Source organism: Streptomyces sp. NPDC102278 (genome assembly GCF_044766345.1).
In the GTDB taxonomy this organism is placed as follows: Bacteria; Actinomycetota; Actinomycetes; order Streptomycetales; family Streptomycetaceae; genus Streptomyces.
On sequence record NZ_JBIWLV010000008.1, the window covers coordinates 319,999 to 341,751 of the forward strand.

Consider the following 21,753-nt stretch of genomic DNA (forward strand, 5'->3'; position numbering starts at 1 on the left):
GGTGACGGCCGTTCGCCGGAGTGCCTCGTGTCCTACTTGGCGCAGACGGCCTTGTCGGCCTCCACCCGCTGGAGACCCTCGGGCGCCTTCTGGGGAGCGGCCGCGGTCAACGGGGTCCCCGCTTCCTTGAAGTCCGAACCGAGCGTGAGCTTCATCGGGGTCTTGTCCCCGGCGTTCGCCGTGCCCACCTTCAGCGCCGAGGCCGACAGCCCCATCATGTCCGCCAACGCCCGTGCCTGGTCGGCCTGGTCGGGGGCGTACTCCAACTGGGTGGTGGCCACCTTCACCGGCGCGTTGCCCCGGTTGGCGGCCTTGTTCACGCCCTTGCTGTTCTGCAGCCAGTTCAGCGTGGTCTGCGCGGAGCCGGAGGGGCCGCCACCGTTGAAGACGTCCACCCGGACGTCCCCGGCGGGCGAGCGGGCGCCCTGGAGCTGGGCGTCCTCCTTGGTCTTGGCCTCCTTCTCGGCCGCCGCCTTCGCCGCCTTGACCTCCGTGAGCGAGACGTCCCCCCGGATCATCTCCAACAGCGGTTTGGCCAGTGAGTCGTTGAGGACGACCGTCGCCTTGCGGTTCGCCGGCTCGGCCGGGTTGTCGAGCACCGGCAAGGTGGTGAAGGTGATGTTCTTCAGATCGATGTCCTTCAACTCACCCGCCAGGGAGGTGAGTTGCTTGATGCCACCGATGCCCTGGTCCACGCTCAGCGACTTGGTGGCCGCCTCCGCGAGGGAGAAGAACTTCTTCGGGCTGGTCAGCGTCTCCTTGGACTTCATCTCGCGCATCATCGAGCTGAGGAACTGCTGCTGCGTCTGGATCCGGTCCAGGTCGCTCTCGTTGCCGAAGGCGTGCCGGGTCCGCACGAAGGCCAGCGCCTGCTCGCCCTGCAACCGGTGTTCGCCCGCCTTGAGGTTGAGCTTGGAGTCCTTGTCGTTGACGTCCTTCTCCACGCAGACCGGAACGCCGCCGACGGCCGTGCTCAGATTCTTCACGGCGTTGAAGTCGACCATCATGAAGTGGTCGACCGGGATGCCGGTCAGGTTCTTGACCGTGCTCATCGTGCAGCCCGGGTCCCGGCCCGACTGCCCCAGGCTGGTGTTGAAGCGGGTGCCCTTCTCGGCGGGCACCTGCTTGACCGAACCGTCCGACTGTTGCGAACTGCAGGCCGGGATGTCGGTGATCAGGTCGCGCGGGATGGACAACGCGGTCGCGTTGGAACGGTCCTTCGACACGTGGAAGAGGATCGTGGTGTCGGCGTGCCCGACGCTCCCGGAGTCCCCGTAGCCCTCGTTGCCCGCGCCACTGCGCTTGTCGGTGCCGATGACCAGGATGTTGATCGCGCGGCCCTTGCTGAAGGTGCCCGAACTCGCGCCGGGGGTGTTGATGACGTTGATGTTGCCGTTCAGGTGCTGGTAGTAGAGGTACCCCGCCAGCGAGCCGCCGAGCAGCAGGAACGCCAGCGTGCCGCCGGTGATCGCGAGCCGCTTCTTGCGCTTGCTCGGGCCCCTGCCGCCGGCCTTGCGGGAACGCCCGCCGCGCCGGCCGCCGGGCGGCCCGTCGCCCCGTCGCGGCCCCGGGACCCCGGGCGTCGCGGGGGTGCCGGTCCCCGGGGGGGCGGGGCGGGTCGTACGGGATCTACGGGGGGTGGCGACGGACGGCTTCTGTTGCTGCGCACCGGAATCGCCCAGTCGCAGTTCGTAGTTGCCGGTGCGAGGGTTGAGAACCCACTGGTCTGCGGGGTCGATCTCGTCTGCCCGCCCACGGCTTTGCGCATCCACGGTTGCTCGAATCCTCCGTCGGTGCCTCGCGATGCGCCTCCCCCAAGGCGCACGGTCAACGTCCGGCTGCTGGTGCAAGGCCTCTTTGCTGGCCGGTGCACCGGATCGCTCACCCTATCCGGCCAGGTCAAGCGCAAACCATGCTGGTGACAAAATCCACTCCCCCCATAACGCCCCAAACCCCCCAACTTGTCCGGTTCGACACCGGCCTTTTGGATTGCTTTACCGGCAGTCGGCGGAGTCCGCCGTGGTTCCGGTGAAGGTGGGGGCGGGTGAGGGGCCCGTGGCGGTTGCGCTGGGACTGGGATCGGGGGACGCCGTTTCGGCGTGCGAGGTCCGCTCGTTGCGCTCCCGCTCCTCCACCGGCGGCGGGGGAGTCACCTTCAGGGGCTCGTCCGCGCGCAGTTGTCCGAACAGCCGGGTGGCGTCGGGCTGTGCCAGTTCGTCACGGTTCGGGTTGGAGGGATACGGTCGGCGAGGAACAGTGAGGAAAATTATGTGCTCGGTCGGTATGTTCCTTACGCCCCGGACGAGTTCGTACAGTCCCCGCAGCGAGGCCAGCCCCGGGTCGGTGGTCACCGAGGAGGTCGCCGCGTCCAGCAGCGGGTAGAGCCGCGTCGGATTCAGCAGCACGCCGTTGCTCTGCACCTTGTTCACGAGCGAACCGAGGAACTGCTGCTGCCGCTCCATCCGGTCGGTGTCGCTGCCGTTGCCCAGGCTGTGCCGGGCCCGCACGAAGCCGAGGGCCTGCTCACCCTGGAGCAGGTGCCGGCCGGCCGGCAGCCTCAGCTTGGCCTCCGTGTCGTCGACCGGGCGCCCGAGGCAGACCTCCACCCCGCCGACGGCGTTCACCATCTGCTTGAAGCCGTTGAAGTCCACCACCATGTGGTGGTCGACCCGGATCCCGGTGAGCTTCTCGACCGTACGGATCGTGCAGGCGGCCCCGCCCCACTCGAAGGCCCAGTTGAACTGGGCGAGCTGTTCGCGGGTGCGCTGCCCGTCCGCCTTGAGGCAACTCGGCACGTCCGTCATCAGGTCCCGGGGGATCGAGACCGCCGCGGCGCTCTTCCGGTCGGCCGGCAGGTGCAGCAGGATCACGGTGTCCGAGCGCTGGGTGCCCCGGTCCTGCCCGTACCGCGCGTTCTCCTTGCCGGAGCGCGAGTCCGAGCCGATCAGCAGGATGTTCTGGGAACCGTTCGCGAGGTGCGTCGGACGCTCCCGCTCGTACCGCTCCAGCTCGGCGGCGGCGGAGGTGTCCTCGGTGATGTTCCCGTCGAGCTTGTTGTAGAGCCACCAGCCGGTCCCCGCCCCCGCGAGCACCAGCAGCGCCGCCCCCAGCGCGGCCCGGCGCAGCAGTCGGCGCCTGCGGCCGTGCGGGGGCCTGCGGGGCCCCCCGGCCGCGTCGGTGCCGCCCGGTATGCCTGCGCTGTCCGTCACTGGCGTTCCGTCCCCTCGCCGTACCGGGAGGCCGCACGGGTGGAAGCGGCCTGTGCCGATCCTGCCCCCGAGTCGTCGACGCGGCCCGGGGGCGGCCCCTCGTCAAGGGCCGTACGGGTGACAAATCGCCCGATGTGGTCACGGTGCGCCGCAGGTGAGGGGGCCGACCCGAGCCGACGGGCCCGGGCCGACGGACCGCCGCCGGACCCGGCCTGCGCACCCGGGCCTACGGACTCGCGCCTACGGACCCGCGCGGTGGGGACTCAGACGGTGTGGGTGACCCGCTCGCTCTCCACCCGCTGCGCCAGCCCGTCCGCGGACAGCCGGTCCAGGTTCCGGCACAGCACCACGGACCCGCCCGAGGCCAGCGGCGCGAAGAGACCGGCCGACAGTCCCTCCCAGGTGTCGTGACCCAGGCCCGACAGCACCCGGGAGCCCTCGCCGAGGCCGAGCCTCGCCGCGTCCTCGCGGGCGCGCGCGACCAGGGCCGCGTACGAGAGCTCCTCGCCGCCCACCACCAGCCCCGGGCCCTCGGCGTCCACGGGCTGGAACGGGGCGAACCGGTCGCCCTGTCCCGGAACCTCCACCGCGTAGTCCGCGAATCCGGCGGGCGGCTGCGGGAACCGGCCGCCCAGCGGCCGCAGCGCGAGCGCGACCCGCTCGCCGCCGCACGCCGAGGCCTGCTCCAGCGTGTCGGGACCGGTCACGACGAGGTCGGCAGCGGCCGGATCCCCGCCCACCTCGGCTACCACCCCGACGGAGGCGCAGGCCAGCAGCCAGACGGCGCCCTGCCAGTGCGCGGGAAGCAGCAGCGCGAGCCGGTCGCCCGGTTCGGCGCCCAGGTCGCCCTGGAGCAGATTGGCGGTCTTGGCCACCCAATTGGCGAAGGTGGCGACGGACAATTCGACGCGCTCGCCCGTGGCGTCGTCGTAGAAGGTGACGAGCGGGCGGCCCGGATCGGCGGCGAGCGCGGATCGCAGCAGGTCGGCAGGGGTGCGGTCAGTGGCGTTCACCCGGCACAGGGTACGCGGCGCCCTCGTCCGTACGGCGGCGGCGGACTCCCCCGTACGGGGGAGGGACGGCACGCCCGCATCGGACGGATCGTCAGTTCTCCGATGGCGCCCGGCGGTGGCTGTGCCCAGCATCTTTTCATGCGTGCATTCCTTGCTTCCTCGATCGGCGTCGCGACGGCCGCCGCGCTGGCCATGCCGCTCGCGCTCCCCACTCCCGCCCTGGCCACCCCCTCCGCCGGGGCGGTCGCCCCCGTGAACCCCGCGGGGTCCACCCAGTCACTGCGGCTCGTCCCGCTCGGACCGACGGCGGACCGCACCACCGGCACCCCCGGCATGAGCACCTCGCCGCGCCTCCCCGAGGCGCGGGGTCTGACCGCTCGGGAGGTCAAGACGTTCTCGCTGGTCGGCGTCGTCTGGGACGACGCCGGCACCCAACTCCTCGGCCGGGTCCAGGTCCGCACCCGTTCCGTGAAGACGTCCGCCTGGTCCGACTGGCAGGACGTCGAGACCCACAACAGCGAACACGCCGCCGACCCCGACGCCGTGGAACGCGGCTCCGGCCGCGTGCGCGGCAGCACCGCCCCGCTGTGGGTCGGCGAGTCCGACGGCGTCGAGGTCCGCGTCCAGGCGGAGACGGGCACCACCCGCGCCCCCTCCCGCCTCCCGTCCGGGATGCGGATCGAACTCGTCGACCCGGGCGCCGAGGTGGCGCCGGTGGCCGTCGACGGGAAGAACGCCGGCCCGACGGACGACCCGGAAGACGACCCCGAGGGCGACCACAAGGGCGAACCCGTCCTCCTCCCCGGCATGACCATGGAGATGGCGGAGTCCTCCTCCGCCAACGTCCCGCTCGCCCCGATCGGCGCCAACGAGATCACCGAACTCAACAAGGCCGACTCCACCGCGGACGCCGTCCTGGCCGACGAGTCCCTCGCCGCCGCGGGGCGCCCGTACATCGGACCGCGCCCCCGCATCGTCACCCGCAAGGGCTGGGGCGCGGACGAGGGCCTGCGCGAGAGGGGCTTCGTCTACACCAACACCGTCAAGGCCGCGTTCGTCCACCACAGTGCCTCCGGCAACAACTACGCCTGCAAGGACGCCCCGGCGGTGCTGCGCAGCCTGTACCGCTACCACGTGGTCAGCAGCGGCTGGCGCGACATCGGCTACAACTTCGCCGTCGACAAGTGCGGCACCGTCTACGAGGGCCGGGCGGGCGGCGTCGCCAAGCCGGTGCTCGGGGCGCACACCATGGGCTTCAACACGGACAGCATGGGCATCGCCGTGATCGGCTCGTACTCCTCCACGACCCCACCGGCCGCCGCGGTCAACGCGGTCGCCCGGCTCACGGCCTGGAAGCTGGGCCTCTTCGGGGCGGACCCGCGGGCGAAAGCCACCCTGAAGTCGGGCGGCGGCAACCTGTACGCCAAGGGCCGCAACGTGAGACTGAACGTCATCTCGGGCCACCGCGACGGCTTCGCCACGGAATGCCCGGGCCGCCTCCTCTACGGCAAACTCCCCCCGGCCCGCACCTCGGCAGCCAAACTCCAGGGCCGCTGACCCCCCGGGCCACATCCAGCCCCACCGGCGCTCCGTCCCACACGGGCATATCCAGCCTCGCCGGCGTTCCGTCCCACCGGGGCGGGGCCAAATCCAGCCCTGTCGGCGGTCGGCCCCACCGGGCCCGGGCCAAATCCAGCCTCGCCGGCGTTTGAGGCGCGGGGTCCGGGGCGGAGCCCCGAAAAGCCCGGCGCAGCCGGGGCCGCACCGCGCCACGGCGCCACCCGGCCCCGGCCGACCCCCACCCCGGGGGCAATCCAGGGGCAAGGCCAGGGGCAGGACCCGAGAACTCCCCGCCCCCGGCCCCACCCCGCACCACCCCCCACCCGGCTACGCTCAAAGACATGGCCGGCCGCTTCGACCCCCTCACCCGCACCGCGATCCGCGGCGGCCGCACCGACGTGCCCGCGGGCAGGGCCCCCACCCCGGGAGAGGGGACCGGCGCACGGAGCCGGGTCTGGGCCCCCGAGGGCCCCGTGGACCTGGGCCTGACCCTCGGCCCCCTCAGACGCGGCCCCGCCGACCCCACCTTCCGCACCAGCCCCGACGGCTCGGTGTGGAAGACCAGCCGGACCCCCGAGGGGCCCGCCACCCTGCGTGTCGCCGGCGCCGACGGCAAGGTCGGCGCCGAGGCCTGGGGTCCGGGCGCCGACTGGATCCTCGACCGGTTGCCCGAGTTCCTCGGCGCGGCCGACGACCCCGCCGCCTTCGTGCCCCGGCACCGGCTCGTGCACGCCAGTCACCGCCGCCGTCCGGGTCTGCGCCTGACCCGGACCGGGCTGGTCCTGGAGTCGCTGATCCCCACCGTCCTGGAGCAGAAGGTCACCGCCGACGAGGCCTACCGGGCCTGGCGGCGGCTGGTCCGCCGGCACGGCGAGCCCGCGCCCGGCCCGCGCCCGGACCTGTACGTGATGCCGACGGCCCGCGGCTGGGCCATGATCCCGTCCTGGGACTGGCACACGGCCGGCGTCGACTCGAAGCGTTCCGCCACCATCGTCCGCGCCGCCCGGGTCGCGAACCGGCTGGAGGAGGCCGTCGCCATGGACCTCGTCGCGGCGACCCGACGGCTGGAGGCCGTTCCCGGCATCGGGCCGTGGACCTCCGCCGAGACCCTCCAGCGCAGCAACGGCGCCGCCGACGCGGTCACCACCGGGGACCTCCACCTGCCGGGCATCGTCGGGTACGCCCTCGCCGGGGACCGGGACGCCGACGACGCGGCCATGCTGGAGCTGCTCGCCCCGTACGAGGGCCAGCGCCACCGCGCGGCCCGCCTCATCCTGCTGGCCGGCCGCACCCCGCCCCGTCGCACGCCGAAGATGCCGCGCACGGACATCGGCCTTCTCTGACACGTCGTACCCGGCCGGCCGTCGAGGCGCTCCCGGGGTACGGCGAAGGGGCCGCGGTTCCCCCGCGACCCCCTCGGCTCCGGACCCGGCGCCGTCTCAGCGCACCTCGACGAACGCGGACGCCGACCGCGCCGGCCGCTGCGCGGGAGCCGCGGCGGCGTGGCCCACGGCCACCGCCCCCATCGGGTCCCAGTCCTGCGGGAGCGCCAGTACCTTGCGCACCACGTCCCGGCAGAACATGGTCGAGGACACCCACGCCGAGCCCAGCCGTTCCCCGGCCAGCGCGACCAGGAAGTTCTGGACGCCCGCGCCCATGGCGACCACGAACATCTCCCGCTCCGCCGCGTCCCGGCGCGCGTGCCCGTAGTCGTGGGCCCCGTCCATGACCAGGCACGGCACGACCAGGTAGGGGGCGTTGCGCAGCACGTCACCGCGCCGCACCCGTTTCGCCACGGACTCCTCGGACTTGCCGTCCCGGCGCAGGTCGTCGATCCACGCGTCCCGCATCGCGTCCAGGAGTTCCAGCCGCGCCGCGGCGGACTCCAGCAGCACGAACCGCCACGGCGTCGTGTGGTGCGGGGCCGGGGCGGTGACGGCCGCGGCCACCGCCCGGCGGACCGCCCCCGGATCCACCGGCTCGTCCGTGAAGGCCCGTACGGTGCGCCGCTGCGTCACGGCTTCCCGTACCGCCTCGGAGGTCCCCAGCCGGAACATGTCGTCGGCGGGCGCGCGCACCAGGTCGGCCGCCGAGGACCCTTCGCCGAGCACGTGCGACAGTCCGCGTACCAGGGCCACCGGGAGGCCCGAGGCCTTGCCCTTGACCAGGTCGCCGGCCGCGGCCAGCTCGTCCGCCGTGGCCACTATCGTCGCGCTCAGCGGGTTCCCGTGTCCGTCCTCGCCGCCCCGCAGGTCGTCCAGGACGCGCACGCCGGCCGAGCCGATCGCCACGTCGGTGAGCCCGGCGCGCCAGGGCCGGCCGAAGGTGTCCGTCACGATCACGCCGACGTCCACCGAGAGCGCGGCCCGCAGTCCCTCACGGATCGCGGCCGCCGAGGCGTCCGGATCCTCGGGGAGCAGCAGCACCGTGCCGGGGGCGGTGTTCGAGGCGTCCACCCCGGCGGCCGCCATGACCAGTCCGTGACGGTTCTCGACGATCCGCAGGGCGCCCCGGCGGGCGACCACGCGCACGGTCTCCGCGTCGATGGCGTCCTCGCGGGAATCGGCCCGGACGATCCGGCCCTCCGCCTTGGACACGATCTTGGAGGTGACGAGCAGGACGTCCCCGTCGCGCAGCCCCGGTTCGGCGGCCGCGATCAACGCGGCCAGGTCGTCGCCCGGGGCGACCTCGGGAATCCCGGGGACAGCGCGCACCTCGTACGAGGGAACGGTCACCGGGAGGCCTCCGCCAGCTCCAACGCCGCCCGGGCCATCGCCGCGGTGGCGTCGAGGTCGGTCATCATCAGCGGCACCGCGCGGCAGGCGATCCCGGCGGCCTCGACCTCGGCGACGGCCGCCGCGTCGGCGGTGTCCACCAACCAGCCGTCGAGCAGACCGGTGCCGTAGTGCAGGGCGACGGCCGCCGCGGTCGACTCGACGCCCACCGCGGCCAGCACCTTGTCGGCCATGCCGCGCACCGGGGCGCCCCCGACGATGGGGGAGAGGCCCACGACCGGGGCCGAGGCGGCGGCCACCGCCTCCCGGATGCCGGGCACGGCGAGGATGGTCCCCACGGAGACCACCGGGTTGGACGGCGGGAAGACGATGACGTCGGCGGCGGCGATGGCCTCCAGCACCCCGGGCGCGGGCTTGGCCTGTTCGGCGCCCACGGGTACGACGGCCTCGGCGTCCACCGCGGCACGCATCTTGACCCAGTACTCCTGGAAGTGGATGACGCGGCGTTCGCCGGAGCCGGGCTCGGTGATGGCGACGTGGGTCTCGACCCGGTCGTCGGACATGGGGAGCAGTCGGACGCCGGGCTGCCAGCGGTCGCAGAGGGCCTCGGTGACGGCGCTGAGCGGGTAGCCCGCACCGATCATCTGGGTACGGACGATGTGGGTCGCGAAGTCGCGGTCGCCGAGGCCGAACCAGGTGGGTCCGACCCCGTACGCCGCGAGTTCCTCCTTGACGGTGAAGGACTCGTCGGTGCGCCCCCAACCCTGGTCCTCGTTGATGCCACCGCCGAGGGTGTACATCACGGTGTCCAGATCGGGGCACACCTTCAGCCCGAACAGGTGAATGTCGTCACCGGTGTTGCCGATGACCGTGATCTCCGCCTCGGGAACCGCCGACTTGAGTCCGCGGAGGAAACGGGCGCCGCCGATGCCGCCGGCCAGAACAACAATGCGCATGCGGACAGTCTGTCAGCCGCAGGCCGTCCCTTGAGGGGCGGTGGTCGGGTGACGGGCGGGACGGGTCAGGCGTCCGACGGATCAGACGGAGAGGGCCTGCGGCCTGGCCGGGGAGCAGCTGTGCATCGGCATCTCGGTGAGGCCGGGGAAGTAGACGTGCAGGCTGACCGCCCCGTCGAGGGTGTCGTTGACGACCTCGTGGTCGTAGCCGGGGGCGAAGACGCGCTGGGAGCCGGCGCGCAGCGTCAGCGGGCCGCGCGGGGCGTGTTCGGTGAGCTCGCCGTCCAGGACGGTCAGCACGCCGGATGAGGCGCCGTGGTCGTGCCGGCCGCTGCCCTGTCCGGGGACCCAGCTGAGCAGCCACACCTCGTAGCCGGGGCCGGTGCGCAGGCGGTGGTACCAGCGGGTGGTGGCGTCGTACTGGACCAGGTGCTCCCACTCCGCGCGGTTCTCGGCGACGGAGCGGGCGAGGCCCACGAACTCGGCGACGGTGGTCGGGTGTTCGCGGGCCGGCTGGAGGAGGTGCTGGACGGAGAGGATGTCGCCGGCGATCTGGAGATCGCTCTCGACCATGGGCTCGACCTCGGTCACCGCGACGGCGGGAGCGGTGGGGGCCGCGGCGGTGGGGTGCGGGGCGGTGGTGCTGTTCATCGGGGGAGTCCTCGACGGATGTCAGTCGTGCTGGCGGTCGCTGTGGGGAGCCGGTGCTCGGGGGAGCCGTGGCTCCGGGAACATCAACAGCTGCAACAGCAACAGCGAACCTGGGCAGCGCGCAGGAACCCACGAATGGGGGTCCAGGTGGCGGCTGCGGGCGCTGACATGCATACAAGGAGAACCGGCGAAGGGTCGGACTGTCAACTCAATGTCCGGTATGAGGGAAAAGTTTCACCTCATCCGGTTACTGCGTCCGGAGAAAGGTTTGTGCACTGCGGACCGGGGCATGTGCCGCCCGGAGAGCCACGCCAACCGCCGTTCAAACCAACTGGCGCCACTCGTGACCTGACTGTGATCCGCGCCGCATCCCGGAGCGGATCGCAACCGCGTCGCGGGGCGTCTCGTCGGCTAGGAGTGAGAGCGGGGCGCCGTTTCGGGCGCCGCTTTCAAGCCAATGGCATGGCCAGTGGCATGTGTCACGATTTTTGGCGATATGAACACTTACTGCATACGCTTGGTTCCGCAGAGTGAATAAGGGGCCCAATAGCAGATCTCGGCTTGACTGCGCTGGAGCCCCACACTTGTAATTTCACTCGTGTCGTTGCGTAGCGATCAGTGACGGCAACATCACGGGGACGCACAGACAGAGCGAGGGGCGCACATGACCGAGCTGTTTCAGGAACTGCTGGTCGAGGAGGCGGACGAGGAGCTCGGATGGCAGGAGCGCGCACTTTGCGCCCAGACCGACCCCGAGTCCTTCTTTCCCGAGAAGGGCGGCTCCACCCGCGAAGCCAAGAAGGTCTGCCTCGCCTGCGAGGTCCGCTCCGAATGCCTTGAATACGCCCTCGCGAACGACGAACGCTTCGGCATCTGGGGCGGTTTGTCCGAGCGTGAGCGCCGTCGCCTGAAGAAGGCGGCGGTCTGAGGCGCACCGCACGTCGGCTGCCCGGCACCGACGGCCCCCCGCACCTCATATCCGCCGGCACACCGGCCGCTGACCCTCCCGAAGACCGGCCCGCAGTACGATCCACCCGCGGATCCGCCCCGTCCGGAACCGCGCGCCGAACCGCAGGACGAACAGAGCAAACGGTCCGCCTCCCGCACCTTCCCCGCAGGAGGCGGACCGCTGTGTTCCGAGCCGTTAGTGTGGGGCGCTGTCCAGCAGCCTCCGAGGGCACACCACCCCCGGACCCCCGGCCGGAGGGCCCGTACCGCGATGTCCCTGCACAGCAACTCGTCGGCCTCCCACCAGGGCGCCGCCACCCCCGAGTTCCCCCGGCACGTCGTCACCGCGGTCCTCGTCGCCCATGACGGCGCGCGCTGGCTCCCCCGCGCCCTCGCCGGACTCCTCGGCCAGGAACGCCCCGCGCAGAACCACGTCGCCGCCGACACCGGCAGCGCCGACGAATCCGCGCGCCTGCTCACCGAGGCCCTCGGCTCCGACCGGGTCCTGCACCTGGCCCGCCGCACCGGATTCGGCACCGCCGTCGACGAGGCCGCCCGCACCGCGGGCGTGCTGACCCCCGAGGACCTCCCCTACCTCAAGCGCCCCAGCGGCTGGGACCCCGTCAGCCGCACCTGGCGGGACGACGCGTACGACCTCCCCGAACTCCCGCACGGCGAACCGGTGCAGTGGCTCTGGCTGCTCCACGACGACTGCGCCCCCGAACCCGACACCCTCGCCGAACTGCTGCGCGTCGCCGAGGAGAACCCCGACGCCGCCGTCATCGGCCCCAAGCTGCGCGGCTGGTACGACAAGAAGCAGCTCCTCGAAGCCGGCGTCACCATCGCCCGCAGCGGCCGCCGCTGGACCGGACTCGACCGCCGCGAACAGGACCAGGGGCAGCACGACCAGATCCGCCCCGTCCTGTCCGTCTCCACCGCGGGCATGCTCGTACGCCGCGACGTCTACGACGCGCTCGGCGGCTTCGACCGCAGACTCCCGCTCATGCGCGACGACGTGGACCTGTGCTGGCGCGTCCAGAGCGCCGGCCACACCGTCCTCGTCGCCCCCGACGCCGTCATGCGGCACGCCGAGGCCGCCGCCCGCGAACGCCGCACCGTCGACTGCGCCGGCCGCTCGGCCGTCGGCGCCCACCGCGTCGACAAGGCCGGCGCCGTCTACACCGTCCTCACCAACAGCTCCGGCCGCGCCCTGCCGTACGTCATGCTGCGGCTGCTCCTCGGCACCCTGCTGCGCACCCTCGGCTACCTCGTCGGCAAGGCCCCCGGCCAAGCCGTCGACGAGTTCACCGGCCTCCTCGCCACCCTGCTCCGCCCCGGCCGGATCCTCGCCGCCCGCAAGGCCCGCCGCGGCGCGGTCGTCCCCGCGAAGGAACTGCGCCCCCTCTTCCCGCCGCCCGGCGCCACCCTGCGCGCCAACGTCGAACAACTCGCCGGGTACTTCGGCGCCGACCGCGACAGCGACTCCGCCGGCGTCAGCCGACACGGCGGCGCCATCGAATCCGGCCCCGGCGACGACGACGCCGACTACCTGGAGATCGAACAGTTCGCCCGGCTCAAGCGGATCGCCCGCAACCCGGCCCCCGTCCTCTTCGCCCTGCTCCTGCTCGTCTCCCTCGTCGCCTGCCGCTCCCTGCTCTTCGGCGGCTCCCTCATGGGCGGCGCCCTGCTCCCCGCCCCCGACCGGGGCCTCGACCTCTGGCGCGCCTACACCACCGACTGGCAACCCGTCGGCCTCGGCACCACCACCGGAGCCCCGCCCTACCTCGCCGTGCTCGGCGCCGTCTCCGGCCTGCTGTTCGGCTCCACCCAGGCCGCCCTGACCCTGCTGCTCGTCTGCTCCGTCCCGCTCGCCGGCCTCACCGCCTACTTCGCCTCCCGCCCGCTCGTCGAGTCCCGGCTGCTGCGCGCCTGGGCCGCGGTCGCCTACGCCTTCCTGCCCGCCGTCACCGGCGCCCTGGCCGGCGGCCTCCTCGGCACCGCCGTCCTCGCGGTACTGCTCCCCCTCGTCGCCCGCGCCGCCGTCACCGCCTTCGGCCTCGGCGGACCCGAGGCCGAAGGCAGCTGGCGGGCGCTGTGGACGTACACCCTGCTGCTGACCCTGGCCACCGCCTTCACCCCCGTCGTGTGGCCGCTCGCCGTCGTCCTCGGCGCGGCCGCGCTCGTCACCCGCCGCGCCCGCTGGAAGACGTACGGACCCCGCCTCCTCGCCAACCTCGGCGTCCCCCTCCTCGTACTCGCCCCCTGGTCGCTGGGCCTGCTCAGCCACCCGACCCGCTTCCTGCACGAGGCCGGACTGCCCTACGGGGCCCGCGCCGGCGCCCTCGACCTGCTCGGCATCAGCCCCGGCGGCCCCGGCGCCGGCGGCGGCCCGCTCCTGATCGGCGTCCTGATCGCCGCGCTCGCCGCCCTGCTGCGCGCCGACCGGCGCTTCGCCGTCCGCGTCGCCTGGGCCGCGGCCCTGACCGGGCTCCTCCTCGCCGTCCTCCTCAACCGCGACACCTGGGCCGGCCCCGCCACCCTCGTCTACGGCATCGCCCTCCTCGCGGCAGCCCTGCTCGGCGCGGACGGCGCCAAGTACCGGGTCGCCGCCAGCAGCTTCGGCTGGCGCCAACCGCTCGCCGCCCTCGTCGGGCTCACCGCGGCCGTCGGCCCGCTGCTCGCCGCCGCCGGCTGGATGTTCTCCGGAGCCGAGGGCCCGCTGGAGCGCCGCGACCCCGCCCAGGTCCCGGCCGCCGCCGCCTACCTGAGCGGCGACACCAACCAGACCCGCACCCTCGTGCTGACCGGCGACTCGCCCGCCACCGTCTCCTACAGCCTGGTCCGCGGCTCCGGCGCCCGCCTCGGCGACGCCGAACTCCTCGCCGGCGCCGGCTCCGAACCCCGCCTCGCCAAGGTCGTCTCCAGCCTCGTCTCTGGCTCCGGCGCCGACCAGTCCGCCCAGCTCGACGACTTCGCCGTGCGCTACGTCGTCCTCCAGCCCGGCGCGCCCGACCACTTCCGCCGGGTACTCGACGCCACCCCGGGCCTCAAGGCCGTCCAGGACGACGACGTCGCCTCCTGGGAGGTCGAACGGGCCCCGGCCCGAGCCGTCATCGTCCCCGGCCGCCAGGGCCAGGCCCCCGTCGCCATCGAAGCCGGACCCGTCGAGGTCCACACCACCATCCCTGCCGGCGAGGACGGCCGGGTGCTGCGCATCGCCGACCGGGCCGACCCGGGCTGGCGGGCCACCGTCGACGGCGAACCGCTCAAGGCCAAGACGGTGGACGGCTGGGCCCAGGGCTTCGAACTGCCCGCCGGCGAAGGCCGCCTGGACCTCGTCCACGAGGACGCCGCCGCCCGCGACGCCTGGCACTGGGCCCAGGGCCTGCTCGCGCTGGTCCTGCTCGTGATGGCCCTGCCGGGCCGCCGCGCACGCCTCGACGACGACCTCCCCGAGGAGGAGGCCGCCATCCCCGGCCAGGCCGACGCCGCCGGGGAAGGCCGGCGCGCCCGCCGCCTGCGCGCGGAGGCCGAGGCCGAACAGCGGCCCCCGACCCCGACGGCCGCCGTCGCCGACCCGTACGCGCAGATCCCGGCGCAGCCGGCGTACGGGGAGGAGCAGTACGCGTACCAGGACTACCCGTACGGGCAGCAGCAGGACGCCCCCCAGGAGCCGCCGCGGCAGCAGTACGCCGAGCCGTACCCGTACCCGCCGCACGACCCCCACCCGCAGCAGCAACAGCAGTACCCGTACCAGTACGAGCCGTACGAGCCGTACGAGAACACCTACGGACAGCACGACCCGCGTCCGGACGGGAGCCCCCAGCAGTGAAGCAGCGCGCACCCCTGACGCTCGCGGCGGTGGCCGCCGCGCTGGCCGCCGTCACCGGCGTCGCCTCGCTCACCGCCCCCGCCGCCCCGGCCGCCGAGAGCGCCGCCGGCGCCTCCCGGATGCCCGTGGAACGCTCCGTGCTGACGTGCCCGGCACCCAGCACCTCGGACATCGCGGAGACCACCTACACCTCGATCACCCCCGGCAAGCCCGGCGCCCCCGGCACGGCCCGCCTCCTCACCCGGGACGGCAAACCCGTCGTGCAACCGAAGGAGCCGGGCAAGCCCGCCGGAGCCGCCGCCTCCGGCGCCGAGGCACCCCCGCTGACCGGCTCCGCCGACGGGATCATGGCCCCCGGCTGGACCGCCCAGCAGACCACCAAGGTCGCGGTGGGCCAGTCCCGCGGCCTCCTCGGGGTCGCCTGCACCCCGCCCGGCACCGACTTCTGGTTCCCCGCCCTCAGCAGCGCCAAGGGCCGCCTCGACTCCATCCACCTGACCAACCCGGACGACACCGAGGCCACCGTCCAGGTGAAGCTGTACGGACCGGACGGGCTGCTCAAGGACAAGCCCGGCAGCCCCGAACGGCTCCCCTACAAGGTGGCTCCCCGCGCCAGCGCCAAGGTGATGCTGTCCGACTTCCTCCCCGGGACCCAGCTCACCGACCTCACCGCCCGCGTCAGCGTCGTCACCGGCCGGGTCGGCGCCGCCGCGCAGATCGCCGAGGAGGGGGTCGGCGTCGACTGGCTGCCGGCGTCCACCGGACCGACGGGCAGCCTCGTCCTGCCGGGCATCCCGGCGGACGCCACCTCCGTCCGGCTCGTCGCCTTCGCCCCCGGCGAGGACGACGCCGACCTCAACCTCCGGCTGGCCGGCCCCGGCGGCTCCATCAGCCCGGCCGGCAACGAACAACTGCACGTCAAGGCCGACATGACGGCGAGCGTGGACCTCAAGGACCTCACCCGCGGCGAGGTGGGATCCCTCCACCTCACCCCCGCGGACCCGAAGAAGGCCACCCCGGTCGTCGCGGCGGTCCGCGTGGTCCGCGGCTCCGGAGCCAAGCAGGAGCTGGGCTTCCTCCCGGCCACCGCCCCCGTGGGCGCGCGGGCCACCGTCGCCGACAACCGGCTCGACGACAAGGCCACCCTGCTCGCCCTCACCGCCGCGGGCAGCGGGGACGCGAAGGTCCGCGTCACGGCCTCACCGGGCACCGACGGCGGCGAACCCACCGTCAAGGAAGTCACCGTCAAGGCGGGCACCACCCTGGCCGTGTCCCCGCCGCCGGCCCCCACCGGCGCGAAGGGCGCCTACGCCCTCACGCTGGAAACCCTCTCCGGAGGCCCCGTGCACGCCTCCCGCACGCTGACCCTGCCGCACGAGGGCATCCCCATGTTCACCATCCAGCCCTTCGGCGACGACCTCTCCACCGTCTCGGTCCCCAAGGCCGTCGAGGACCTCTCGATCCTGACGCGGTGACCCCGACCGGGTGAACCGGCGCGGGGCTCCGCCGGCGTTCGGCGGAGCCCCGGCGGAGAGCGCCGCGGGCGGGACCGTCAGTCCTGCCCGTAGCGGGGATCCACGATCTCCGGCGACAGCCCCAACAGCTCCGCCACCTGCTCCACCACGATCTCGTGCACCAGCAGGGCCTTCTCGTCACGGCCCTTCGCCCGGATCTCCACCGGCCGCCGGAACACCACGATCCGGGCCGGTCGCCCGTCCCGCGCCTCCACCAAACCGCCGAGCGGCACCGCCTCGTCGTTCCAACCGGCGTCCGCGCCGCCCGGCGGCCCCGGTACGTCCGCGACCACGAACTCCACTTCGGCGAGCTGCGCCCAGCGCCGCTCCAACCGCTCCACGGAATCCCGTACGAGATCACCGAACAGCTCCGCCCGGCTCGCCGACAACGGCACCTGAGGTGGAGCCACCGGCCCCCGCATCCCCCGCCCGTGGCGGTCACGCCGTCGGGGCCTCGGCTCGTGGGGGGTCCCTTCGGGGCCGGCGGGAATCGGGGGCTTCAGCGGGCTGTCCGTCACCCTCGCAGGGTATCCGTCACCCTGCCCCCCGGCAGGGCCTCCCGCCGGGCACGCCCCCATGTCGTACCGCGAGCAATCCGGCCGGGGTCGGGGCCCGTTCACGGCGACACGGGGGTGCGCCCGGTGGGGGAGTCGTCGCGGCCCGGTCAAGAGTGCGGTACCGTCCAACGTCGTGAGCCTTGTACGTCGCTGTTCGCGCACCGCGTGCGGCCGCCCTGCCGTCGCCACACTGACGTACGTCTACGCCGACTCGACCGCAGTTCTCGGCCCGCTCGCCACCTACGCCGAACCCCACTGTTACGACCTGTGCGCCGAGCACTCCGAGCGCCTGACCGCCCCCCGGGGCTGGGACGTCGTGCGCCTGACCGACGGTTCGGCCCCCTCCCGCCCCAGCGGCGACGACCTCGAAGCCCTCGCCAACGCCGTGCGCGAGGCAGCCCGCCCGCACGACCGCGCGGCCCAGGCGGGCGGATCCGGACCCCGCGTCCCCGCCCCCGGCGAGACCCGGCGGGGACACCTGCGCGTCCTGCGTTCGCCCGATTCCTGACCCGCCCCCGCGCCCCGGCTCGTCCGAAGGGACCGATCCGGGCACAGGGTAGGTTTGCCCCACCGCACGGATCCTTCAGGGGGGCAGGCAGTGGCCGCAGATCTTTCGAACATCGTCAAGGCGTACGACGTGCGCGGCGTCGTCCCCGACGAATGGGACGAGCCGCTGGCCGAACTGTTCGGCGCCGCGTTCGTCGAGGTCACCGGTGCCACGGCCATCGTCGTCGGCCACGACATGCGCCCCTCCTCACCCGGCCTCTCCGGCGCGTTCGCCCGCGGCGCGGCCGCCCGCGGCGTGGACGTCACCCTGATCGGACTGTGCTCCACCGACCAGCTGTACTACGCCTCCGGCACCCTGGACCTGCCCGGCGCGATGTTCACCGCCTCGCACAACCCGGCCCGGTACAACGGCATCAAGCTCTGCCGCGCCGGCGCCGCCCCCGTGGGCCAGGACACCGGCCTCGCCACCATCCGCGAGCTCGCCGAGAAGTGGACCGACGAGGGCGCCCCCGCCATCCCCGCCGGCACCGTCCCGGGCACCATCACCGAGCAGGACACCCTCACCGGGTACGCCGAGCACCTCAAGGGCCTGGTCGACCTCACGGCCGTCCGCCCCCTCAAGGTCGTCGTCGACGCGGGCAACGGCATGGGCGGACACACCGTCCCCACCGTCTTCGCGGGCCTCCCGCTGGACCTCGTCCCCCTCTACTTCGAACTCGACGGGACCTTCCCCCACCACGAGGCGAACCCCCTCGACCCGAAGAACCTCGTGGACCTCCAGGCCCGCGTGCTCGCCGAGGGCGCCGACCTCGGACTCGCCTTCGACGGAGACGCCGACCGCTGCTTCGTCGTCGACGAGCGCGGCGAGGGCGTCTCCCCGTCCGCCATCACCGCCCTGGTCGCGGCCCGCGAACTGGCCCGCAACGGCGGCGCCGGCGTCGTCATCCACAACCTGATCACCTCCTGGTCCGTCCCCGAGGTCGTCAAGGAGCACGGCGGCACCCCCGTCCGCACCCGCGTCGGACACTCCTTCATCAAGCAGGAGATGGCCACCTCCGGCGCAATCTTCGGCGGGGAGCACTCCGCGCACTACTACTTCAAGGACTTCTGGAACGCGGACACCGGCATGCTCGCCGCGCTCCACGTCCTCGCGGCCCTTGGCGGCCAGCAGGGCACCCTCTCCGACCTGGTCTCCTCCTACGACCGCTACGTCGGCTCCGGCGAGATCAACTCGACCGTCGCCGACCAGGCCGGCCGCACCGCCCTCGTCAAGAAGACCTACGGCTCCCTCGACGGCGCCACCGTCGACGAACTCGACGGCCTCACCGTGACCACCGCCGACTGGTGGTTCAACCTGCGCCCGTCCAACACGGAACCGCTACTGCGCCTGAACGTCGAGGCCCGCGACACCGCCACCCTCGAAAAGATCCGCGACGAGGTCCTCGCGCTCGTCCGCGCGTAGGCACCCGTCGTCACGGTCCCGCCCGGCCCGTGGCGCCGGAACAACAAGCACGTCGGCATCACCGGACGGGCCGCGTCACATCCGGCCCGGCGGTACGCTGACCTCGCCCAATCCGCATGTTCGAAGGGAAGAGCCCCATGCCGCTCGAAGCCGGCCTCCTGCAGATCCTCGCCTGTCCCGCCTGCCACTCGCCCCTCGACGACAAGTCGGCCGACGAGACCACCCCCGAGCTGATCTGCACCGGCCAGGACTGCGGCCTCGCGTACCCGGTCCGTGACGGCATCCCGGTCCTCCTCGTGGACGAGGCCCGCCGCCCCGCCTGAGCCCGCCCCGCGCAGACGCTGAGACCGGTTCCGTCCCCCTGGGCCCTCGCCCCCGGGTCCGTCCACACACAGCCGGAGGCCGCCATGCTCGACGAGTCCATCCTCGACGCACCGGACGATCTCGCCCGCGCCGACCGCCGCGGCCTGCTCCGCGGCGCCGCCGACGCCGGAGCCAGGGTCCGCACCGCCGCCCGGCACGCCGCCGAGGCCGGCCTGGCCGACCTGCGGCCCGACGGCCGCCCCCGCGCCGTGCTCATCGCGGGCCCCGGCACCGCCGCCACCGGCGTCGCCGACCTCCTCGGCGCCCTCGCCGGCGCCTCCGTACCCGTGACCCGCCTGCACCCCACCGGCGTCGCGCACGCCGCCGGCGCACTGCGGTGGAACCTGCCCGGCTGGGCCGGCCCGGTGGACCTGCTGCTCGTCGCCACCACCGACGGCACCGAGCCCGGACTGGCCGTCCTCACCGAACAGGCCTACCGGCGCGGCTGCACCGTCGTCGCCGTCGCCCCCGAACGCTCCCCGCTGAGCGAGGCCGTGGACGGCGCGCACGGAGTGCTCGTACCGATGGCCCGGGCCCCGTACCAGGAGTACGACGAATCCGCCGCGGCCGGTCCCGGCGCCCTGTGGGCCCTGCTCACCCCGCTGCTCGTCCTCCTCGACAAGGTCGGACTCCTCACCGCCGCACCCGACACGCTCCTGCTCGTCGCCGACCGGCTCGACCGCACCGCCGAACGCTGCGGCCCCGCGATCGCCACGTACTCCAACCCGGCCAAGACCCTCGCCACCGAACTCGCCGACTCCCTCCCGCTCATCTGGAGCGAGGGCGCCGGAGCCGGCCCGGCCGGACGCCGGTTCGCCGCGACCCTCGCCGAACTCGCCGGGCGCCCCGCCCTCGCCGCCGAACTCCCCGAGGCACTGCCCGCCCACGGAGTGCTCCTCTCCGGGGCCTTCGCCGCCGGCGCCGACCCCGAGGACTTCTTCCGCGACCGCGTCGACGAACCCCAGGCCCTGCGCGCCCGCGTCGTCCTGCTGCGCGACCGACCCACCGGCGGACTCAGCGCCGCACCCGCCGCCCGCGAGCTCGCCCTCGGCCACGACACCGCCATCAGCGAACTCGAACCGGAGGAGGGCACCGAGTTGGAGCAGCTCGCCGAACTCCTCGCCATCACCGACTTCGCCACCGCCTACCTGGCGTTGGCGTCAGGGGGACACCGCTGAGGCACACCCGTGCCCGCCTGCCCGGCCCCACATCAAGACCCAGGAAGACGACGATGGACCGTCTGACGAACACCATCCGCCCCTACGCCTGGGGATCGACCACCGCGATCCCCGCCCTGCTCGGAGTCGAACCGACGGGCGAACCTCAGGCCGAGATGTGGATGGGCGCCCACCCCGGAGCGCCCTCCCGCCTCGACCGCGGAGCCGGCGAGACCACGCTGTCGGCCGTCATCGCCGCCGACCCCGCCCGCGAACTCGGCGCGGCCACCGTGGCCCGGTTCGGCCCCCGGCTGCCCTTCCTCTTCAAGATCCTCGCGGCGGGCGCCCCCCTCTCCCTCCAGGTCCACCCCGACCTGACGCAGGCCAGGGCGGGCTACGAGGACGAGGAACGCCGCGGCGTCCCGATCGACGCGGGCCGGCGCAACTACAAGGACCCCCACCACAAGCCCGAGCTGATCTGCGCCCTCACCCCCTTCGAGGGCCTGTGCGGCTTCCGCGCCCCCAAGGAGGCCGCAGACCTCCTCGAAGGCCTCGACGTCGACTCCCTCAAGCCGTACGTGGACCTGCTGCGCGCCCACCCCGAGGAAGCCGCCCTGCGCGAGGTCCTCACCGCGGTCCTCACCGCCGACCGCACCGAGACGGCCCGTACCGTCACCGAGGCCGCGGCCGCCGCCGCACACCTCGGCGGCCCCTACCAGGCCTACGCCGGACTCGTCCACGACCACCCCGGCGACCCGGGCGTGATCGCGGCCATGCTCCTCAACCACGTACGACTGCAACCCGGTGAGGCCATGTTCCTCGGCGCCGGCGTCCCGCACGCGTACATCGACGGCCTCGGCGTCGAGCTCATGGCCAACTCCGACAACGTGCTGCGCTGCGGCCTCACCCCCAAGCACGTCGACGTACCCGAACTGTTGAAGGTCGTCGTCTTCGAGCACGGCGAACCGGGCGTCCTGCGGCCCGAGGACAGCGACGAGGAGGTCTACGAGACCCCCGTCGACGAATTCCGGCTCTCCCGCTTCCTCATGGCCCCCGGCGGCGCCCCCCGCCGCCTCCCCGACACCACCCCACAGATCCTGCTCTGCACCGCCGGCTCCCCGAAGGCCGGCGAACTCACCCTCGCCCCGGGCCAGTCCGTCTTCGTCCCCGCGGGCGAAACGGCCGAACTGTCCGGTAGCGGTACCGTCTTCCGCGCGACCGTCGTGGTCTGACGTACCGTCCCTACCGGCGGCTGCGAGAATATGCGGCCGTAGCCCGGCGCCCCGGCC

At 73.5% G+C, this 21,753-nt stretch carries 17 protein-coding genes; 10 read left to right on the forward strand and 7 right to left on the reverse strand.

Translation table 11 applies throughout. The features are described from left to right. Positions 1-32: 32 nt before the first annotated feature. The 3 genes from ACIRO3_RS21485 to ACIRO3_RS21495 form a co-directional block, all read right to left on the reverse strand. Positions 33-1,772: an LCP family protein gene (locus ACIRO3_RS21485; RefSeq protein ID WP_404139015.1), complete on the reverse strand. Its 1,740-nt coding sequence runs from the start codon at positions 1,770-1,772 to the stop codon at positions 33-35. 222 nt (positions 1,773-1,994) lie between these two features. Continuing rightward, positions 1,995-3,209 (reverse strand): LCP family protein, encoded by a 1,215-nt coding sequence (locus ACIRO3_RS21490; protein ID WP_404139018.1) that lies wholly within the window; start codon positions 3,207-3,209, stop codon positions 1,995-1,997. Between the two features lie 263 nt (positions 3,210-3,472). Further along, positions 3,473-4,222 carry a TIGR03089 family protein gene (locus ACIRO3_RS21495; RefSeq protein WP_404139021.1) on the reverse strand — a complete coding sequence of 250 codons (750 nt, stop codon included), beginning with the start codon at positions 4,220-4,222 and terminating at the stop codon, positions 3,473-3,475. 138 nt (positions 4,223-4,360) lie between these two features. Here ACIRO3_RS21495 and ACIRO3_RS21500 point away from each other — a divergent pair, with 138 nt between their 5' ends. Together ACIRO3_RS21500 and ACIRO3_RS21505 are read left to right on the forward strand one after the other, a co-directional pair. Further along, a complete protein-coding gene (locus ACIRO3_RS21500; RefSeq protein WP_404139024.1) occupies positions 4,361-5,779 on the forward strand; it encodes a peptidoglycan recognition protein in 1,419 nt (472 codons plus the stop codon). Positions 5,780-6,123: 344 nt separating this feature from the next. Then, the gene (locus ACIRO3_RS21505; protein ID WP_404139026.1) at positions 6,124-7,125 is read left to right on the forward strand and encodes a DNA-3-methyladenine glycosylase family protein; all 1,002 of its coding nucleotides are present in this window, start codon (positions 6,124-6,126) and stop codon (positions 7,123-7,125) included. 96 nt (positions 7,126-7,221) lie between these two features. On the opposite strand, the gene ACIRO3_RS21510 is transcribed toward ACIRO3_RS21505, so the two are convergent. From ACIRO3_RS21510 to ACIRO3_RS21520, 3 genes are all read right to left on the reverse strand, one after another. Continuing rightward, a complete protein-coding gene (locus ACIRO3_RS21510) occupies positions 7,222-8,517 on the reverse strand; it encodes a coenzyme F420-0:L-glutamate ligase (protein ID WP_361779869.1) in 1,296 nt (431 codons plus the stop codon). Beyond that, entirely contained in the window at positions 8,514-9,473 is a 960-nt protein-coding gene (gene cofD, locus ACIRO3_RS21515; RefSeq protein ID WP_361779866.1) for a 2-phospho-L-lactate transferase, read from the reverse strand. The genes ACIRO3_RS21510 and cofD overlap by 4 nt, the downstream gene beginning before the upstream one ends. Positions 9,474-9,554: 81 nt before the next feature. Next, on the reverse strand, positions 9,555-10,046 hold the full coding sequence (locus ACIRO3_RS21520; RefSeq protein ID WP_404139100.1) for a cysteine dioxygenase: 492 nt from the start codon (positions 10,044-10,046) through the stop codon (positions 9,555-9,557). 742 nt (positions 10,047-10,788) lie between these two features. Between ACIRO3_RS21520 and ACIRO3_RS21525 the strand changes: the two genes are divergently transcribed. The 3 genes from ACIRO3_RS21525 to ACIRO3_RS21535 all read left to right on the forward strand — a co-directional run bounded on the left by ACIRO3_RS21525 (position 10,789) and on the right by ACIRO3_RS21535 (position 16,379). Beyond that, positions 10,789-11,052 (forward strand): WhiB family transcriptional regulator, encoded by a 264-nt coding sequence (locus ACIRO3_RS21525; RefSeq protein WP_003983763.1) that lies wholly within the window; start codon positions 10,789-10,791, stop codon positions 11,050-11,052. Between the two features lie 291 nt (positions 11,053-11,343). Next, entirely contained in the window at positions 11,344-14,904 is a 3,561-nt protein-coding gene (locus ACIRO3_RS21530; protein WP_404139030.1) for a glycosyltransferase, read from the forward strand. Then, positions 14,901-16,379 carry a DUF5719 family protein gene (locus tag ACIRO3_RS21535; RefSeq protein ID WP_404139033.1) on the forward strand — a complete coding sequence of 493 codons (1,479 nt, stop codon included), beginning with the start codon at positions 14,901-14,903 and terminating at the stop codon, positions 16,377-16,379. The genes ACIRO3_RS21530 and ACIRO3_RS21535 overlap by 4 nt, the downstream gene beginning before the upstream one ends. Positions 16,380-16,456: 77 nt before the next feature. On the opposite strand, the gene ACIRO3_RS21540 is transcribed toward ACIRO3_RS21535, so the two are convergent. Then, positions 16,457-16,996, reverse strand: coding sequence for a metallopeptidase family protein (locus ACIRO3_RS21540; protein ID WP_404139036.1), 540 nt, complete (start codon positions 16,994-16,996; stop codon positions 16,457-16,459). A 112-nt stretch (positions 16,997-17,108) separates the two neighbouring features. On the opposite strand from ACIRO3_RS21540, the gene ACIRO3_RS21545 reads away from it, so the two are divergent. The 5 genes from ACIRO3_RS21545 to manA all read left to right on the forward strand — a co-directional run bounded on the left by ACIRO3_RS21545 (position 17,109) and on the right by manA (position 21,696). Then, positions 17,109-17,483: a DUF3499 domain-containing protein gene (locus ACIRO3_RS21545; RefSeq protein WP_361779857.1), complete on the forward strand. Its 375-nt coding sequence runs from the start codon at positions 17,109-17,111 to the stop codon at positions 17,481-17,483. 90 nt (positions 17,484-17,573) lie between these two features. After that, positions 17,574-18,944 (forward strand): phosphomannomutase/phosphoglucomutase, encoded by a 1,371-nt coding sequence (locus tag ACIRO3_RS21550; protein WP_404139039.1) that lies wholly within the window; start codon positions 17,574-17,576, stop codon positions 18,942-18,944. A gap of 137 nt (positions 18,945-19,081) precedes the next feature. Continuing rightward, complete coding sequence (locus tag ACIRO3_RS21555) at positions 19,082-19,267, forward strand: Trm112 family protein (protein WP_053681314.1); 186 nt, start codon at positions 19,082-19,084, stop codon at positions 19,265-19,267. An 84-nt stretch (positions 19,268-19,351) separates the two neighbouring features. Beyond that, positions 19,352-20,485 (forward strand): SIS domain-containing protein, encoded by a 1,134-nt coding sequence (locus ACIRO3_RS21560; RefSeq protein ID WP_404139042.1) that lies wholly within the window; start codon positions 19,352-19,354, stop codon positions 20,483-20,485. 53 nt (positions 20,486-20,538) lie between these two features. Further along, on the forward strand, positions 20,539-21,696 hold the full coding sequence (gene manA / locus ACIRO3_RS21565) for a mannose-6-phosphate isomerase, class I (RefSeq protein ID WP_404139045.1): 1,158 nt from the start codon (positions 20,539-20,541) through the stop codon (positions 21,694-21,696). The last annotated feature ends 57 nt before the right edge of the window (positions 21,697-21,753 follow it).

Excerpts from the sequence above, each read along its gene's own strand:
- manA (WP_404139045.1), top strand. The coding sequence starts at position 20,539 with ATGGACCGTCTGACGAACACCATCCGCCCCTACGCCTGGGGATCGACC.
- ACIRO3_RS21560 (WP_404139042.1), top strand. The coding sequence starts at position 19,352 with ATGCTCGACGAGTCCATCCTCGACGCACCGGACGATCTCGCCCGCGCC.
- ACIRO3_RS21530 (WP_404139030.1), top strand. The coding sequence starts at position 11,344 with ATGTCCCTGCACAGCAACTCGTCGGCCTCCCACCAGGGCGCCGCCACC.
- ACIRO3_RS21520 (WP_404139100.1), bottom strand. The coding sequence starts at position 10,046 with ATGGTCGAGAGCGATCTCCAGATCGCCGGCGACATCCTCTCCGTCCAG.
- ACIRO3_RS21505 (WP_404139026.1), top strand. The coding sequence starts at position 6,124 with ATGGCCGGCCGCTTCGACCCCCTCACCCGCACCGCGATCCGCGGCGGC.
- ACIRO3_RS21525 (WP_003983763.1), top strand. The coding sequence starts at position 10,789 with ATGACCGAGCTGTTTCAGGAACTGCTGGTCGAGGAGGCGGACGAGGAG.
- ACIRO3_RS21555 (WP_053681314.1), top strand. The coding sequence starts at position 19,082 with ATGCCGCTCGAAGCCGGCCTCCTGCAGATCCTCGCCTGTCCCGCCTGC.
- cofD (WP_361779866.1), bottom strand. The coding sequence starts at position 9,473 with ATGCGCATTGTTGTTCTGGCCGGCGGCATCGGCGGCGCCCGTTTCCTC.
- ACIRO3_RS21500 (WP_404139024.1), top strand. The coding sequence starts at position 4,361 with ATGCGTGCATTCCTTGCTTCCTCGATCGGCGTCGCGACGGCCGCCGCG.
- ACIRO3_RS21540 (WP_404139036.1), bottom strand. The coding sequence starts at position 16,996 with ATGGGGGCGTGCCCGGCGGGAGGCCCTGCCGGGGGGCAGGGTGACGGA.